This window comes from Comamonas badia DSM 17552 (assembly GCF_000484635.1).
Classification (GTDB): Bacteria; Pseudomonadota; Gammaproteobacteria; order Burkholderiales; family Burkholderiaceae_C; genus Comamonas_C; species Comamonas_C badia.
Genome location: NZ_AXVM01000006.1, coordinates 38611 through 55164 on the forward strand (window position 1 = coordinate 38611; position 16554 = coordinate 55164).

At 66.3% G+C, this 16554-nt stretch carries 13 protein-coding genes; 2 read left to right on the forward strand and 11 right to left on the reverse strand.

The genetic code is table 11. The features are described 5' to 3' along the window. Nucleotides 1–15 precede the first annotated feature (15 nt). Nucleotides 16–2100, forward strand: a complete 2085-nt coding sequence (locus K320_RS0113180; RefSeq protein ID WP_051384923.1) for a TonB-dependent receptor domain-containing protein — start codon at nt 16–18, stop codon at nt 2098–2100. A gap of 71 nt (nt 2101–2171) precedes the next feature. Here K320_RS0113180 and K320_RS0113185 read toward each other — a convergent pair whose 3' ends face one another. The 11 genes from K320_RS0113185 to K320_RS0113235 form a co-directional block, all read right to left on the reverse strand. Beyond that, nucleotides 2172–3053, reverse strand: a complete 882-nt coding sequence (locus K320_RS0113185; protein WP_024539308.1) for a class I SAM-dependent methyltransferase — start codon at nt 3051–3053, stop codon at nt 2172–2174. After that, complete coding sequence (locus K320_RS0113190; protein WP_024539309.1) at nt 3050–3646, reverse strand: DUF1415 domain-containing protein; 597 nt, start codon at nt 3644–3646, stop codon at nt 3050–3052. The genes K320_RS0113185 and K320_RS0113190 overlap by 4 nt, the downstream gene beginning before the upstream one ends. 6 nt (nt 3647–3652) lie before the next feature. Then, nucleotides 3653–4852 carry an MFS transporter gene (locus K320_RS0113195; RefSeq protein ID WP_024539310.1) on the reverse strand — a complete coding sequence of 400 codons (1200 nt, stop codon included), beginning with the start codon at nt 4850–4852 and terminating at the stop codon, nt 3653–3655. After that, a complete protein-coding gene (locus tag K320_RS0113200) occupies nt 4849–6003 on the reverse strand; it encodes a deoxyguanosinetriphosphate triphosphohydrolase (RefSeq protein ID WP_029696135.1) in 1155 nt (384 codons plus the stop codon). Before K320_RS0113200 ends, K320_RS0113195 begins: the two co-directional genes overlap by 4 nt. 60 nt (nt 6004–6063) lie before the next feature. Next, a complete protein-coding gene (gene aroB / locus K320_RS0113205; RefSeq protein ID WP_024539312.1) occupies nt 6064–7170 on the reverse strand; it encodes a 3-dehydroquinate synthase in 1107 nt (368 codons plus the stop codon). 113 nt (nt 7171–7283) lie between these two features. Further along, nucleotides 7284–8810, reverse strand: coding sequence for an Ig domain-containing protein (locus tag K320_RS0113210; protein WP_024539313.1), 1527 nt, complete (start codon nt 8808–8810; stop codon nt 7284–7286). Between the two features lie 20 nt (nt 8811–8830). Continuing rightward, the gene (gene pilQ, locus K320_RS0113215; RefSeq protein WP_084301273.1) at nt 8831–10999 is read right to left on the reverse strand and encodes a type IV pilus secretin PilQ; all 2169 of its coding nucleotides are present in this window, start codon (nt 10997–10999) and stop codon (nt 8831–8833) included. Next, nucleotides 10999–11553, reverse strand: a complete 555-nt coding sequence (locus tag K320_RS0113220; protein ID WP_024539315.1) for a pilus assembly protein PilP — start codon at nt 11551–11553, stop codon at nt 10999–11001. The genes pilQ and K320_RS0113220 overlap by 1 nt, the downstream gene beginning before the upstream one ends. After that, nucleotides 11553–12245, reverse strand: coding sequence for a type IV pilus inner membrane component PilO (locus K320_RS0113225; protein ID WP_024539316.1), 693 nt, complete (start codon nt 12243–12245; stop codon nt 11553–11555). The genes K320_RS0113220 and K320_RS0113225 overlap by 1 nt, the downstream gene beginning before the upstream one ends. Nucleotides 12246–12247: 2 nt before the next feature. Further along, nucleotides 12248–12859, reverse strand: a complete 612-nt coding sequence (locus K320_RS0113230; protein ID WP_024539317.1) for a PilN domain-containing protein — start codon at nt 12857–12859, stop codon at nt 12248–12250. Further along, nucleotides 12856–13935 (reverse strand): pilus assembly protein PilM, encoded by a 1080-nt coding sequence (locus K320_RS0113235; RefSeq protein WP_024539318.1) that lies wholly within the window; start codon nt 13933–13935, stop codon nt 12856–12858. The genes K320_RS0113230 and K320_RS0113235 overlap by 4 nt, the downstream gene beginning before the upstream one ends. 235 nt (nt 13936–14170) lie before the next feature. On the opposite strand from K320_RS0113235, the gene K320_RS0113240 reads away from it, so the two are divergent. After that, complete coding sequence (locus K320_RS0113240; protein ID WP_029696136.1) at nt 14171–16552, forward strand: penicillin-binding protein 1A; 2382 nt, start codon at nt 14171–14173, stop codon at nt 16550–16552. The last annotated feature ends 2 nt before the right edge of the window (nt 16553–16554 follow it).

Consider the following 16554-nt stretch of genomic DNA (forward strand, 5'->3'; position numbering starts at 1 on the left):
TTCAGGAACGTTTTCATGCCTTACACCTTTCCCCCACCCGCGCAGCTACGCCTGGCGTTGCTTGCCACCGCGCTGCTCGGCAGCAGCCTGCACCATGCGCAGGCCCAGGACGCAGCACCCGCAGCGCTCCCCCCCGTCACCGTTTCGGCCAGCGGCCTGGAGCAGGCCACCGGCGACATGGCCACGCCCGTGAGCGTGATCGAGGGCGACGAACTCGTGCGCCGGCGCGAGGCCACGCTCGGCGACACGCTGTCCAGCGAACCCGGCATCCAGGCCACGCACTTCGGCGCCGGCGCCAGCCGCCCGGTGATCCGCGGCATGGACGGCCCGCGCGTGCAGATACTCACCGACGGCTCGGAGGTACAGGACGCCTCCTCCGTCAGCCCGGACCACGCGGTCGTCGTCGAGCCCATGCTGGCGCGCCAGATCGAGGTGCTGCGCGGCCCCTCGGCGCTGATCCACGGCGGCGGCGCCATCGGCGGCGTGGTCAACGTGCTCGACAACAAGATCCCGACGGCCCTCCCCGAGAAGGGCATCGCAGGCAGCGCCGAGCTGCGCGGCGCCACGGCGGCGCGCGAGAAGACCGGCGCCTTCGAGCTCACCGGCGGCGCGGGCCAGTTCGCCGTGCACGTGCAGGGCCTGGCGCGCGATGCGGGCGACTACCGCGTCGGCAGCGGCTGGAGCGGCGGCAACAGCGTGCCCGGCAGCTTCAACCGCGGCGATGACGGGAGCCTGGGCCTGTCGTGGATCGCCGACCGCGGCTACCTCGGCCTGGCGTACACGCGCCAGACCGCGCGCTACGGCCTGCCCGGGCACAACCACGCCTACGAGGACTGCCATACCCATGGCGACCACCTGCACTGCGGCGGCCATGACGACCATGACGGCCATGACCACGATGACCATGGCCACGGCGACGAGGAAGAGCACTCGCCCGGCGACGTACCGGTGGTGAACCTGCGCAGCCACCGCTGGGACCTGCGCGGCGAGATGCGCCAGCCGTTTGCCGGCATCGCCGCCGTGCGCCTGCGCGCCGGCGTGACCGGCTACCGCCACGATGAAGTGGAAGACGGCAGCATCGCCACCACCTTCCGCAACAAGGCGCGCGACCTGCGCATCGAACTGCAGCAAGAGTCGATCGGCGGCTGGCGCGGCGTGTTCGGCCTGCAGACCAGCGAGCGCCGCTTCAGCGCCCTGGGCGAGGAAGCCTACGTGCAGCCGACCACCACGCGGCGCACCAGCCTGTTCGTGCTGGAACAATACGAGTGGCGGCAATGGCGCTTCGAAGGCGCGCTGCGCCAGGAACACCAGAGCGTGGACGCGCTGGAATCCGGCCTCTCCAGCCGGCACAACGGCACCTCGGCATCGCTCGGCGCGGTGTGGAAATTCACGCCCGGCTACCAGCTCTCGACCTCGCTCACGCACGCGCGGCGCATGCCCACCGCCGAGGAGCTCTACGCCAACGGCCTGCACATGGCCACCAGCACCTACGAGCGCGGCAACCCCGACCTGAAGCCCGAGACGGCGCAATCCATCGACCTGGCGCTGCGCAAGACCGCGGGCGACACGACATTTGGCGTGAGCCTGTTCCACAACCGCGTCAAGGGCTACATCTACGGCCGCACGCTCGACGAGCTGGACGGTCTGCAGCTGCTGCAATACAGCCAGCAGAACGTCACCTTCCGCGGCCTGGAGGCACAGGTGCGCCAGCGCCTGACGCGCAACCTGGGGGTGACGCTGTTCGGCGACCTGGTGCGCGCGCGCCTGGGCGCCGGCGGCAACCTGCCGCGCATTCCGGCCGCACGCGCCGGTGTGCGGCTGGACACCACGTGGCAGCGCTGGGACGGGCGGATCGAATGGGTGCAGGTGGCGCGGCAAAACCGCATCGCCGACTTCGAGACCGCCACCCCGGGCTACGGCATGCTCAGTCTGGGCGCCACCTACAACAGCCAGTTCAGCGATGGCACGCCGTGGCAGTTCTATGTGCGCGCGAGCAACCTCACCAACCGCCTGGCCTACGCCCACACCTCGTTCATCAAGAACGCCGCGCCGCTCATGGGGCGCAACATCGCCGTCGGCCTGCGGGTGTCGTTCCAGTGACGAAGCCGTTTGAAGTTTGAACCGACTGTGGGAGCGGCCGCTCCCACAACCCGAGACTGCATCGAGCCGGATCAATGGCTCGGATCGTTCACCCCGAAGCGCGCGCCCAGCGCCTGGCGCAGGCCGAACTCATCGAGGATGGCCACCAGGCGCTCCTGCGCGCTGCGCTTTTTCTGCCCGGTATGGCGCGCCACGATCAGCTCGTTCTTCAGGCTGTGCTCCCAGCCGACGAGCTCGGTCACCGTCACCTGGTAGCCGCTGGCCTCCAGGCGCAGGCAGCGCAGCACGTTGGTGATCTGGCTGCCGATCTCGCGCGTGTGGATGGGGTGGCGCCAGAGCTCGGCCAGCGGCGTGCGCGCGAGGTTGAAGGCCTTGTTTTGCCGCAGGCCCCGGGCCACCTCGGCCTGGCAGCAGGGCACCAGCACCATATAGCGCGCCTGTTTGGCCAGGCCAAAGTCGATCGCGTCGTCCGTCGCGCTGTCGCAGGCGTGCAGCGCGGTGATGATGTCAAAGCGCTCGGGCAGATCGGCCTGCGCGGCGGCGTCGGCCACCGCCATGTCCAGAAAGCGCATGCGCGTGAAGCCCAGGCGCGCCGCGAGCTCGCGCGAGCGCCGCACCAGCTCGGCGCGCCATTCGATGCCGACGACCTCGCCGCGCGCGAGCGGCTTGAAGAACAGGTCGTAGAGGATGAAACCCAGGTAGGACTTGCCCGCGCCATGGTCCGCCAGCAAGGGCGCGTGCCCCTCCCGCGCGAGCTCCTGCAGCAGCGGTTCAATGAACTGGTAGAGGTGGTAGACCTGCTTGAGCTTGCGCCGCGAGTCCTGGTTCATCAGCGCATCGCGCGTGAGGATGTGCAGTTCCTGCAGCAGCTCCACCGATTGCCCCGGACGCAGCTCGGCCAGCACCGCCGCGCGGGCCGCTTCCGGGCTCGCGCCCGCGCGCCGCTGGCTCATTGCGGCTCCTGATCCTGATCGCCGGCCGCATGCAACGGGCAGCGCGCGCCCACGTCCAGCGCCTTCCAGCCCTCGGCGCCCAGTTTTTCGACCACTTCGATGTTGCGCTCGAAAATGGCCTCGGCCTCGGGAAACTGCTCCACCGCGCGGTCGATGCTTTCCTCGCGCAGCAGGTGCAGCGTGGGATACGGCGCGCGGTTGGTGTTGTTGCTGGTGTCCTCCGGCCCGGTACCCTCGAACTGAAAGCGCGGATGAAACGGCGCCACCTGCAGGATGCCCGCCAGGTCCATGGCCTCGACGAGGTCGTCGGCCGCTTCGAGAAAATCATTGAACGCGAGGAAATCGGGGAAGGCGAACGGCAGCATCAGCAGCGTGGTGTCGCGCCGCTCTGGATTGACCTCTGCCAGCGCCTCCAGTTCGCGCTGCAAATCCAAGAGCACGCCGCGCTCGTCCTGCGCGCCGCTGACGGCAAAATGGATCTGATTTTTTGCCTCCACGCCTTTTGCGAAAGGGCAGAGGTTGAGACCGATCACCGCCCGCTCCAGCCAGCGGCGGGTATCGGCAATCACGGTGTCTTCGAGCGCTTGGTCCATGCCGAATTAGACCGCAACCCGCTTGAGGTGCCGCTCGATCGCCCAGGCCAGCACCGCGCCGCACAGGCTGCAGCCGCCCAGAATCACCCAGGTCCACTGCCAGTTGCCGGCCTGGCTCGCCACCCAGGCGACCACCGGCGGGCCGATGAACTGGCCGATGGCGGACCACTGCAGTATCCAGCCCATGGTGGTGGAGATCGTCTGATCGCTCGGCGCCAGGCGCGGCGCCAGGCCAAACAGCCCGCCTGGAATCATCCCGCCCAGGGCAGAGAACAGCAGCGCCCCGCCGTAGCGCAGCACGGGGGCCTGCTCGGTCACGCTGGCAAACGCCAGAAAGGCGCCCAGCGCCATCGCGCCAAACGCGCCCCAGAGCACCCGCTGCGGCGCCACGCCGCGCGCCAGCAGACGGCCCGCCAGGATATTGCCGATCATGTTGGCGCCCGCCACCGTCGCCGTGAGCACCGCGCCCAGCGTGCCCGTCCAGCCCGAGGCCTGGTAGAGCGCCGGCAGAAAGCCGATGACCGAGAGCCACTGCGCCGAATACACCGCAAAGGTGAGCGCCGCCAGCCACGGCCCGCGAGCGCCCAGCGTCTGCGTGAGGCGCGCGCGCCAGGCCGGGCCGCCGCCGGCGAAATGCGGCGGGTCGTGCGGCACGCTGCGCGCGAGCCAGAAAAGCATGGCCAGCGAGACCGATGCAATCAGCCACCACCAGCCATTCCAGTCGATCAGGCCCATGATGCCCGGCCCGGCCAGCAGCGCCAGCGCCGTGCCAAAAGGCATGAAGCTGCCCCACACGCCAAGCATGCGCGTGCGCTGCGTGGATTTGACGCTGCGCGCAATCAGGCTGGGCGCCGGCACCGTGGTCATCAAAAAACCCAGGCCCTCCACCGCGCGCAGCAGCAGCAGCACGCCCACGGTGTGCGCAAAACCGCCGGCAAACCCCGCCAGCGTGAGCAGCGCCAGCCCGATCAGCATGCTGCGCCTGAGCCCGATGCCATCGCCCGTGAGCCCGGCGACGATGCCCAGGCCCATGGATGCCAGCTGCACCAGCGACAGCAAAAAACCCGCCTGCACCAGCGTGATGCCCAGCTCGCGCTGCAGCACCGGCACCGCGGGCGGCAGCTTGGCGATGTGCAGCGCCGCCGCCACCCCCGCCAGAACGACGATGAGCGCAATGCGGATGCCCGGATCGGCGCGGGAATTCATGCCAGCAGTTTGCGCCCGGTCAGGCGTTCGTGCTCGCGCAGCGCGTAGCGGTCCGTCATGCCGGCGATGAAATCCGCCACCGCGCGCGCGTGCCGCGCCGGCCCTGCCCCGGCCGCCTTCGCCGCCTGCGCCGCGGGCATCTGCGCGGCATCCGATTGATAAATGCCGAACAGCTCGCGCACCACCTGCTGCGCCGCCGCCATGGTCTGCACCACCCGCGGGTGGCGGTAGAGCTGGCCGAAGAGAAACTCGCGCAGCTCACCCATGCGCGCCTGCATGTCGCCGGAGAACGCCACCAGCCGGGGCAGTTGCCGCACCGCCTGCACATGCGCCGGCCGCGCCACATCCAGCGCCGCACGCGTGGTGGCGATCACGTCATAGACCTGGCTGCTCAGCAGGCGCCGAATCGTCTCGTGGCGCAGGCGCCGTTCATCGAGCCGCGGGTACTGCGCCAGCACCTGCGCCATGCACCGCGCCACCAGCGGCACCTGCCGCAGCTGCGCCAGCATGATCAGGCCGGAGCGCACGCCATCGTCCACGTCGTGCGCGCAATACGCAATGGCATCGACCAGATTGCACAGCTGCGCCTCCAGGCTGGGCTGCCCGCCGTGCAGAAAGCGCGCCGCCACGCCGCCCGGCTCGCGCGCTTCGATCCGTTCGGCATTGCGGCGCGAACAGTGCTTGAGAATGCCCTCGCGCGCCTCGAAGCTCAGGTTCAGCCCGTCGTAGGCCGGGTAGCGCTCTTCGAGCGCATCGACCACGCGCAGGCTCTGCAGGTTGTGCTCGAAGCCGCCCCACTCGCGCATGCAGCCGTTCAGCGCCTCCTGCCCCGCATGGCCAAACGGCGTGTGCCCCAAGTCGTGCGCCAGGCAGATCGCCTCCACCAGGTCTTCGTTGAGCCGCAGCGAGCGCGCAATCGAGCGCCCGAGCTGCGCCACCTCCAGCGAATGCGTGAGCCGGGTGCGGAACAGATCACCCTCGTGGTTCACGAACACCTGCGTCTTGTATTCCAGCCGCCGGAACGCCGACGAATGCACGATGCGGTCGCGGTCGCGCTGGTAGTCGCTGCGCGTGGCGTCCGGCGCAACCGGGTGGCGCCTGCCACGCGTCTGCTCGGGATGGCAGGCGTAGGGCGCAAGTTCAAAAATCATGGTGAAAACAGGCTACAGCGCTTTACAGACAAGCGCAGGCAGCTATCTTATTGATATTTTTCAACCCGCGCAGCACGCGTCGATGACTTCGCGCACCAGCGCATCCGGCGCGGCACGCACCACGGCCTTGCCCGGCCCGGCCAGCAGCACGAAGCGGATCTCGCCCGCCTCGGCCTTCTTGTCCACGCGCATCAGCTCCAGGTAGCGCCCGGCATTGTCGTGCCGGTCAATCACCGCTCCCCGCGTGGGCAACCCGGCACGCGCCAGCAGCGCACGCAGGCGCTGCACGAAGCGCTCATCGACCATGCCCAGCCGGCGCGAGAGCTCGGCCGCCATCACCATGCCCGCCGCCACCCCCTCGCCATGCAGCCAGACGCCATAGCCCATGCCGGTCTCCATCGCATGGCCGAAGGTGTGGCCGAAGTTGAGAATGGCGCGCAGTCCGGCCTCGCGCTCGTCCTGCCCCACCACCTCGGCCTTGATCTCGCAGCAGCGCCGGACCACCTGCGCCAGCGCCGCCTTGTCGCGCGCGCGCACCGCCTCCATGTGCTCCTCCAGCCAGGCGAAGAAAGCCATGTCGGCGATCGGCCCGTACTTGATCACCTCTGCCAGGCCGGCTGACAGCTCGCGCTCCGGCAGCGTATCGAGCGTGGAGAGGTCGCAGAGCACCAGCCTGGGCTGGTAGAACGCGCCGATCATGTTCTTGCCCTGCGGGTGGTTGATGGCCGTCTTGCCGCCCACGCTGGAATCCACCTGCGCCAGCAGCGTGGTGGGTACCTGCACAAAGGGCACGCCGCGCATGTAGCTGGCGGCGGCAAAGCCCGTCATGTCGCCCACCACACCGCCGCCCAGCGCGTAAAGCACCGTCTTGCGGTCGCAGCCGTGGGTGAGCAGCGCGTCGAAGATCAGGTTCAGCGTCTGCCAGTCCTTGTGCGCCTCGCCATCGGGCAGCACCACGACATGCACCTGGCGGTAATGCGGCTGCAGCCATTGCAGCAGCGCGTGCGCATGCAGCGGCTGCACGACGTCGTTGGTGACGACCATCGCGGCGGAACCGGGCGGCGGCGCCGCGATACCCGTACCGATCCCGCTCAGCGCGCCAAGAATCGCAATGTCATAGCTTCGATCGTGCAAGGGAATACGGACGGACGCGTGGAAATCGGGCATGACGGTCGGGGGCGGGATCAAATTCCGCATGGAGAGAGGGCTGGATCGTAGCCGACAAAAAACCCCCGGTACCTGCGTACCGGGGGTTGTGCATCACGCTATCGGTGCGAAGATCACGGGCAGGCAGTGCCTCCGGACTGGGTCACGGGTATCGTGACTGCCTGAATCACGGTGCCAGTTCCTCTGGTCAATTGGACTGACACGGTGCGCGGACCCGGACATATCACACTTGGGCCGGCCCAATTCAGCGTCCCGCTTGCGGCGTCCAAGGTCAAGCCAGCCACTGCCGCCCCCATCAAGGTCCACGCCGGCGTGCCCCCAGAACCGCCTGTCGCAAAGAAGGTATAGGTATATGGAACGTTCGCTTCCGCAGGAGGAAGCGTGCAGGATGCGCCCGAGCATCCCCCGATCGCCAGGGGCGGCACTGGTACCGGCTCCGGCGCTGGCGGCGGGGCCGGCGGATCGCCCACCGTGATCGCCATATTGGCGGGGGTCGTCTTGCCCTGGCTGTCCGTGACCCTGACGACGAAATTCGACGTTCCACCCATGGCCCCGCTCGGCGTGCCCGAGATCAGGCCATTGCTGCTCAGGGTAAGCCCGGTCGGCAATCCGCCCAGCACCGACCACTGGTACGGCGGCATGCCGCCGGTCGCGCTCAACAGCGCCGCGTACGAAATCCCATAGGGCGCCTCCGGCAAGGTGGCGGCCGAGATCACCAGATTGCTGCTGGCCACCTGGTTGGACACCGTTACCGGGAAGAGCTGGGTGATCGGGTCCTGGATGCCGTTGGCCACGTCGCCATCCGCCCGGTCGGTCGTCATGCGCAGCAGGATGGAACCTTCGCTGCCGCCGCTGGAAACGCTGAACAGCCCCATGCCCGCCGTGGTGCCAACGCGCACCACGCTGCCGGACTGCGCCCCGTACAGCAGGCGGGCGCCGGCGCTGGCCGTGCCCCCCACGATTTCCACCTGCATGGTCGCGCCGTTCACCGGCTGGTTCGCATCGTCGCGCACGAGCGCATTGATGGCGGTGCTGGTGGAAATATTGTTCGTGTTGCCCTGCGTCCCCAGATCAGGATTGGTCTGCTCCACCAAGATGCTCGCCGCCTTGCCGGTGGCGGCGCCCACGGTGATGTTGACGCTGGCGCTGACGTTCTTCTTGTCCCGCGGGTCCTGCACCGAGCAGGTGATGGTGGCCGTGCCGGCCTTGTCCAGCGCATGGAAGTGGAACGATGCGCCGCCCGCATTGGAGGGCAAGGTAATCGATCGGTACGCATTGGGCACCTTGACGACGCTGCCGTCAGGCTGGGTCACGTCCGTGGAATGCTCGTCCTTGCCATCGAGGTAGTACAACGGCCCGGAGGACAGGCCATACGCCGTGTTGCAGCCGAAGATGTCTTCACCGCCCGGGATCGGGTTGCCATTGTCTGTCGCCTGCACGTAAAGGACCGTGGTGTAGTGCGCGTTCCCCCCGATCCCCGGACCTGCATTGTTCAGATTGAGCGGAAGCTCCGTCCTTTCGGCGCGCAGGGTGATCTGGTAGGCGCCATGGGTCTCGCCCGGACTTCCCCCGCCCCCTCCGCACGCCGTCAACATCGCTGCGCAGACCGCAGACAAGCTTGCAACTTTCAATAATTTCATGGTTTCCCCACTGTCACGAATCAACGTACCGGCCCGCGGTCGGAAATGACCTTGGGAGTAATGAAGACCAGCATCTCGCGCTTGTCCGCGGTTTTGGTGGTGCTCTTGAACAGATTGCCGACGACCGGCACATCGCCCAGGAAAGGCACCTTGTTGACCTGGTTGGTTTCTTCCAGCTCGAAGATGCCGCCAATGACCACGGTGCCGCCGTTTTCCACCAGTACCTGCGTGGTGATCTGCTTGGTATCTATGGCCGGAACGCCGGTATCGGTCATTTGCCCAACGCTGTCCTTATGCACGTCCAGCTGGAGGATGACATTCCCTTCCGGCGTGATCTGCGGCGCCACGTCCAGCTGCAGCACGGCATCCTTGAATGCCACCGTCGTGGCGCCATTGGGCGCCGTCTGCGAGTACGGTATTTGCGTGCCCTGCTTGATGATCGCCTTCGTCTGGTCCGCGGTGATGACGCGCGGACTGGAAATGATCTTGCCCTGGCCGTCCGCCTCCATCGCCGACAGTTCCAGGGAAAGGAAGCGGTTGGCCGCGGCATTGAAAATGGACAGCGCGAAGGAGCCGCCAGCCGTCATGCCCGAGAGCGACGCCGGCAGGTTGACGAAATTCCCGCCCACGTTCACCGGGCCGCCGAACCCGGCGGAATTGGTGGCGTTGGCGTAATCCGTACCCAGCGCCACACGGTTGTTGCCGAAGAGGCCGTAGCCGCCGTCGCCGCCCCGCTGCGCCCGCAGGTCGCCGCCGCCAAGGCGCACGCCCAGGGAGCGGCCGAAGGTATCGCGCGCCTCGACGATGCGCGCCTCGATCATCACCTGGCGCACCGGCACATCCAGCGACTGGATCAGCTTTGCCACTGCTTCGAGCTTGCTGGGAATGTCGGTGACGAACAGCTGGTTCGTGCGCGGTTCCGCCATCACGCTGCCGCGCTCGGAGAGGAAGCGGTTGTTGTTGCCGCTGGACCCAGACGACGTGTTCACGCCCGGCAGGGTGCCCCCGGTGAGTTGGGTCATCAGGTCGGTCGCCTTGGCGTAGTTGAGCTGGAAGGATTGCGAGCGCAGCGGCTCCAGCCCCTGCTTGGCCTTGAGCGCCTCCAGGTCCTTCTTCTCGCGTTCGTCGAGTTCGTCCTTGGGCGCGATCCACAGCACCGTGCCGGTCCTGCGCATGCCCAGGCCCTTGGCATCCATGATGATCTGCAGCGCCTGGTCCCAGGGAACGTCCTTCAGGCGCAGGGTCAGCGCGCCCGTGACCGTGTCGGAGGTGACGATGTTGAAGTTGGTGAAGTCGGCGATCACCTGCAGCAGCGAACGCACCTCGATGTTCTGGAAGTTGAGCGAAAGCTTTTCACCGGTGTAGTTCGGGCCTTGCGCAAGCTTGTTCAAATCCACCTTCTTCGTGCGCACTTCAACCACGAACTGCTGGTCGCTCTGGTAGGCGCTGTGCTCCCAGTCGCCCACGGCCTTGATGGTGATGCGCACCCGTTCGCCCTGCTGGGCCGCGCTGATCGTCTGCACCGGCGTGCCGAAATCGGTGACATCCAGGCGCCTGCGCAGGCCTTCCGGCAGCGTGGTGCGCGGAATGTCCAGCACCAGGTCCTTGCCATGCTGCTGCACATCCACGCCGACATCGCTGCTGCCCAGTTGCAGCACGACCCGGCCAGCGCCATCCGCCGTGCGCTTGAAATCGAGGTCCTTGAGCGCCGTCACATCGGCCGTTGCCGCCACGGGCGCGGCCGCGGCCTGCGCCGCCACCGGCGTCATGGCGGCCGAGGCGCCCGCCACCGGCTCCAGCGAAACCACTACCGTCTTGCCCTGCACCTCCGAGCGGTAGGTGGTGGCCTGCTTGAGGTTGAGCACCACGCGCGTGCGATTGCCCACCTGCACCACGTTGGCCGTGCGGACGTTGCCCTGGTTGATTTCAACCAGGGAGCGCCCCATGGCGTTCGTGACATCGGCAAAATCCAGCGCGATGCGGGCCGGGTTCTGGATGGCGAAGCCGGTGGGCAGTTGCGTCGGAGCCTCGGACAACTCGATGCGCAATACGTCCGAGCCCCCTTGCGAAAATCCGGTCACGGATTCGATGGCGCCGGCAGCGTGGGCGCTGGCAGCCACCCAGCCAAGCGCCAAGGCCGCAACAGCCGCCCGGGAATATCTGGCAACAACATGGGCATTACGCGTCATCATTTTTTACTCCCGGTTCCCTCTTGCAAATCAAGCGTCGTCATGCGCTCCACCCAATCCCCTGTCTGGTCCTGGACAATTTCTCTTATCTGCATGTTTGTCTCTGTAATAGCCAGAATCTTTCCGTAGTTCTGCCCCAGGTAGTTGCCCACCTGAATCTGGTACAGCAATTTATCGACCGTCACCAAGGCGGTTGGCTTGCCGCTCTTGGTCATGCTGCCCACCATCCTGATGGTGTCCAGCGGATAGGCCTCCAACGGCTCCTTGCGCCGTGCGAGCTCAGGCGCGATCAACGACGCGTTGCTCGCCACATCCTGGGAATCGCGGCGCAGGGCCTGGGTGAGTTTCTGCTGGTTGAACGGGTCCGTGCCGCTCTCCGCCACGTACGCCTGGGGCACGAATTGAATCGGCTCCTTCAGGGGCTTGACGCGCGGCTTGGTGTTGGCCTTCAGGTCCGCCATCCATTGGCGCAGGTCATCCTGTCCGGACGGCTGGCACCCGGTCAGCACCGCGGCGGCGCAGGCAAGTGCAAGAAATGCTGATTGGCGCATCATCATTTTTTCTTGTCCTTGGCCGCTGCGGCCTGTCTTTGCGCCTCGATCTCGCTGGCATCAAGGTAGCGGAAGGTGCGCGCCGTGGCATCCATTCTCAGCATGCCTCCAGGGGCCTCCTTGGCGTCGGCGGGCGCAATTTTCAGATCGTTGAGCGTCACGATGCGCGACAGCTTGGCGACGTCCGAGGCGAATTCACCCATGTCGTGGTAGCGCCCGGTCACGCGAATGGCAATCGGCAGCTCCGCGTAGTAATCACGCGTGATGATCTGCCCCGGACGGAACAATTCAAACTGCAGGCTCCGCCCCAGCCCGGCCTGGTTGATATCGGACAGGAGTGCCGGCATTTCGGCCTTGCTGGGCAATTGTTTTTCGAGCTGAATCACGTATTGCTGGATTTGTTCGCGCTGTTTCTTGAGCGCATCCAGGCTCACGGCTTTCACCAGTTTTTTCTGGTAATCGTCCTTGAGCGTCTGCTCCTTCGCCTGTTCGGTCGTCAATTCATCCTGGTATTCATTGATCTTGGCAAACCAGAGGGCCGCCGCCACCGCGGCCGCGATGGCGATGCACAGAAGAACCTTGGGAAGCTGGGGCCAGAGCGAGGGATCCTTGGGATCGAGGTTCTGGAACTGCCGCCGCAAATCCCCCTGGATTTTGGTGAAATCCACCCCCGGTTTTTTATTTTTCGTCGCCATGGCTATTTCTTCCCGGTGGCCGCAGCCGCTTCTTCAGCCGCTTTTTTGGCTTCGGCGCTGCGCGCAAGGTTGAAACTGAGGGTGAACGCCGCCACGCGCCGCTGGTCACGCGGCGAAAGCGAGACGTTGGCCGCCACGATTTCCGCCAGCTGCGGCTTGGAGAACCACGGCGTGTTGTCCGACAGGTTGCGCAGCATTTCGGAGACGCGTTCGTTGGATTGCGCCATTCCCTTCAGGCTGACGGTCTGGTTGGTCTGTGCAAGATTCGTGAGATAAACCCCGTCGGGCAGCTGCAGCACCAGTTCATTGAGCATGTGCACCGGCAAATTGCGGTCCGCCTGCAAATCCTCGACGGCTTTCTGGCGCGCGCTCAGGGCCGCGATTTCCTCTTCGATATTGGCAATTTCGGCGATCTGCTTTTCAAGAATGGCGGTTTCGCTCTTGATGAAATTGTTGCGCTCCTGCTGGTTCTGAATCATGTTCTGGAACCAGAGGTAGATGCCGCCGGCTATCAGCAGGCCAACGATGGCCGACAGCAGCATGACGGCCTGGAACGACTCGCGGCGGCGCTTGCGCGCGGCTTCGCGGTGCGGGAGCAGGTTGATCAATATCACTGCAGAAACCTCCGCATGGCCAGGCCGCACGCCGTCAGGTAGGCGGGTGCCTCGCGCGCCATCTTCTTGGCGCGCACCGCGCCGCCGACTTCCATGCCGTCAAACGGATTGGCGATGGAAGCGGCAAAACCCGTGCCCGCCGTCACCGCCTCGGTCAGCCCCTGCAGCGCCGCGGAACCACCGGCGATCAGGATGCGGTCCACCCGGTTGTAGGGGGTGCTGGTGAAGAAAAACTGCAAGGCCCGCCCAATGTCCTGCGCCATGCCTTCGACGAAGGGCTGCAGCACGGTGCCGCGGTAGTCCTCGGGCAGGTCATCGTTGCGCTTCTTGGCTTCCGCCTCTTCGAGCGAGAAGCCATACTGGCGCACGATGTGCTGGGTCAGCTGCGCGCCGCCAAAGCCCTGGTCGCGCTCGTACAGCACCTCGTCGTTGCGCATGATCTGCATGCTGGTGGTCATGGACCCGACCTCGAACAGGGCCACCACGGCGTCCTGGCCCTTGTTCGGCATCTCCTGCACCAGGCGCCCGGCGGCCAGCCTCGCGGCATGCGACTCCACATCGACGATCACGGACTTCAGGCCCGCGGCCTCGGCCAGGCCCTCCCGGTCCTGCACCCGCTCCCGCCGTGACGCGGCGATCAGCACATCCACGTCGCCCGGCGCCGCCTTGCTCGGGCCGATGACACAGAAATCCAGGCTCACCTCGTCGAGCGAAAACGGGATGTATTGATTGGCCTCGGATTCGACCTGCACTTCCATTTCCTGATCGGTCATGTCGGCAGGCAGCGTGATGCGCTTGGAAATCACCGCCGAGGTAGGCAGCGCCAGCGCGACGTTCTTGGTGCGCGAGCCGCTCTTCTTGACCAGGCGTTTCACGGCGTCGGCCACCTCGTCGAATTTTTCGATGTTGCCGTCGGTGATCCAGCCCTGCTCCAGGGGTTCGATGGCACACCGCTCCAGCACCCATGCGCCAGCCGCATCACGACTGAGCTCGACCAATTTGGCACTGGACGAGCTCACGTCAATCCCCAGCAAAGGGGCCGGCTGGCGACTGAACAACGAGCCCAATGAAATCAAGTGACCCCCCGTGGATGTTTTAAAAACAATGCAACAAAAGTTGACACGTCACTTGCATGCTAGCAGCAAAGTTGTTCTGCAGGAAAGAGATTTAGCCGGTTTTCACCGCCCAAACGTTGTCAAAAGCCGACGCGGATGCAGCCCGGCGCACCAGTGGATTCCGGGCCGTTTGCATTCAGAAACGGGCTTGGGGGTGTGATTTCTATAATGCCCGGTTCGCGCCAACGAGCCCCTTATGCCTTCGGAATCCGCTCGCTCCACTCCCCCCGCCAAAAAACCCTCCGCGACCCATTGGCTGGTCCGTGCATTCGCATGGCTCGCCGGGCTGGCCCTTGCCGGCGTCGCGGCGGGCGCGCTGCTGATCGGCATCGGTCTGGCCATTGCCTACCCTCATCTGCCGGATATTTCGGATCTGGCCGATTACCACCCCAAGCTGCCCCTGCGGATTTTTTCGGTCGAAGGCGCGCTGCTGGGAGAGTTCGGCGAAGAGCGCCGCACCCTCACGCCCATCAAGGACATCCCGCCCGTCATGACCAACGCGGTGCTGGCCGTGGAGGATGCGCGCTTTTTCGAGCATGGCGGCGTGGACTACAAGGGCGTGCTGCGCGCGGCGCTGGCCAACCTGGGGCGGATCAAGAGCCAGGGCGCGTCGACCATCACGATGCAGGTGGCGCGCAACGTCTATCTATCGTCGGAGAAAACCTACACACGCAAGATCTATGAGCTGCTGCTGACCTTCAAGCTGGAGCATCTGCTGACCAAGAACCAGATCCTCGAGATCTACATGAACCAGATCTATCTGGGCAACCGCGCCTATGGCTTCGCCGCGGCGGCAGAAGCCTATTACGGCAAGCCGCTCAAGGCCATCACCATCGGCGAGGCCGCCATGCTCGCGGGCCTGCCCAAGGCGCCCTCGGCGTACAACCCGATCAGCAACCCCAAGCGGGCACGCACGCGCCAGCTCTACATCATCGACCGCATGCTGGAAAACGGCTTCATCACCGCCGCCGAGGCCCAGGCGGCCAAGGCGGAGCCGATCAAGCTGCGCACGCCGGGCGAGAGCACGCGCGTGCATGCGGAGTACGCCGCGGAAATGGCGCGCCAGCTGGTGTATGCCCAGTACGGCAGCGATGCCTACACGCGCGGATTGAACGTTTACACCACGCTGCGCGCGGGCGAACAGGATGCCGCCTACGCCGCCCTGCGCCAGGGCATCATGAATTACGAGCGGCGCCAGCATTACCGCGGGCCCGAGGCCTTCGTGGCCCTGCCGGCGGCGGCGCAGGCCGCTGAAGACGTGATCGACGACACGCTGGCCAGCCATCCCGACAACGGCGAGGTGCTGGCCGCGGTGGTGCTGGAGGCCAGTGCCAGGAAGGTGGTGGTGTCGCGCGCCGACGGCCAGACCATGGAGATCACCGGTGACGGGCTCAAGCCGGTGCAGTCCGGCCTGGCCGACAAGGCGCCCCCCGCCATCAAGCTGCGCCGCGGCGCGGTGGTGCGCATCGTGCAGACGCCCAGGCAGACCTGGGAGATCACGCAGCTGCCGGAGGTGGAGGGCGCCTTCGTCGCCATCGATCCGCGCAGCGGCGCCATCCAGGCGCTGGTGGGCGGCTTTGATTTCCAGAAGAACAAGTTCAACCACGTCACCCAGGCCTGGCGCCAGCCGGGTTCCAGCTTCAAGCCCTTCATCTATTCGGCGGCGCTGGAAAAGGGTTTCACGCCCTCCACCGTGATCGACGATGCCCCGCTGTTCTTCAGCGCCGAGCAGACCGGCGGCAAGCCCTGGGAACCGAAGAACTACGACGGCAAGTACGACGGCCCGATGACGCTGCGCACGGGCCTGGCCAAATCCAAGAACATGGTCTCGATCCGGGTGCTGCAGGCCATAGGCCCCAAGACGGCGCAGACCTGGGCCACCCATTTCGGCTTTGACGCGGCCAAACACCCGGCCTACCTGACGATGGCGCTGGGCGCAGGCTCGGTCACGCCGCTGCAGATGGCGGCTGCGTATTCCGTCTTCGCCAACGGCGGCCATCTGGTCAGCCCCTACCTCATCACGCGCATCACGGACCAGAAGGACCGCGTGGTGGCAGAGTACCAGCCCCCCGCCGCCGGCACCCTGCCGCAGGCCATCAGCCCGCGCAATGCCTTCGTGATGGACAGCCTGCTCAACGAAGTGGCTCGCACGGGCACGGCGGCGCGCGCCCAGGCGACGCTCAAGCGGCCCGACCTGTACGGCAAGACCGGCACCACCAACGATTCGCAGGACGCCTGGTTTGCCGGCTTTCAGCCCACGGTGACCGCCATCACCTGGGTGGGCTATGACCAGCCGCGCAACCTCGGCAGCCGCGAGACCGGCGGCGGGCTGGCCCTGCCGATCTGGATCAATTTCATGCAATACGCCCTCAAGGGCGCGCCCGTGACCCAGCCGGCGGTGCCGCCGGGCGTGACCAACGTGGGCGGCGAGTGGTATTACGACGAATACGCGCGCGGCGCCGGCGTCACCAGCCTGGCGCCGGATGCCAGCGCCGGCAGCGCGCCCATGGGCAACGAGGCCCCGCCCCCGCCCGCGGCTGAAGAGCGCAACCGCATCCTGGACCTTTTCCGCCGCTGACC

What these genes read in the sequence shown, in the direction of transcription:
- K320_RS0113180 (WP_051384923.1), top strand. Translation starts at nt 16, where the DNA reads ATGCCTTACACCTTTCCCCCACCCGCGCAGCTACGCCTGGCGTTGCTT.
- K320_RS0113185 (WP_024539308.1), bottom strand. Translation starts at nt 3,053, where the DNA reads ATGAGCCAGCGGCGCGCGGGCGCGAGCCCGGAAGCGGCCCGCGCGGCG.
- K320_RS0113190 (WP_024539309.1), bottom strand. Translation starts at nt 3,646, where the DNA reads ATGGACCAAGCGCTCGAAGACACCGTGATTGCCGATACCCGCCGCTGG.
- K320_RS0113195 (WP_024539310.1), bottom strand. Translation starts at nt 4,852, where the DNA reads ATGAATTCCCGCGCCGATCCGGGCATCCGCATTGCGCTCATCGTCGTT.
- K320_RS0113200 (WP_029696135.1), bottom strand. Translation starts at nt 6,003, where the DNA reads ATGATTTTTGAACTTGCGCCCTACGCCTGCCATCCCGAGCAGACGCGT.
- aroB (WP_024539312.1), bottom strand. Translation starts at nt 7,170, where the DNA reads ATGCCCGATTTCCACGCGTCCGTCCGTATTCCCTTGCACGATCGAAGC.
- K320_RS0113210 (WP_024539313.1), bottom strand. Translation starts at nt 8,810, where the DNA reads ATGAAATTATTGAAAGTTGCAAGCTTGTCTGCGGTCTGCGCAGCGATG.
- pilQ (WP_084301273.1), bottom strand. Translation starts at nt 10,999, where the DNA reads ATGACGCGTAATGCCCATGTTGTTGCCAGATATTCCCGGGCGGCTGTT.
- K320_RS0113220 (WP_024539315.1), bottom strand. Translation starts at nt 11,553, where the DNA reads ATGATGCGCCAATCAGCATTTCTTGCACTTGCCTGCGCCGCCGCGGTG.
- K320_RS0113225 (WP_024539316.1), bottom strand. Translation starts at nt 12,245, where the DNA reads ATGGCGACGAAAAATAAAAAACCGGGGGTGGATTTCACCAAAATCCAG.
- K320_RS0113240 (WP_029696136.1), top strand. Translation starts at nt 14,171, where the DNA reads ATGCCTTCGGAATCCGCTCGCTCCACTCCCCCCGCCAAAAAACCCTCC.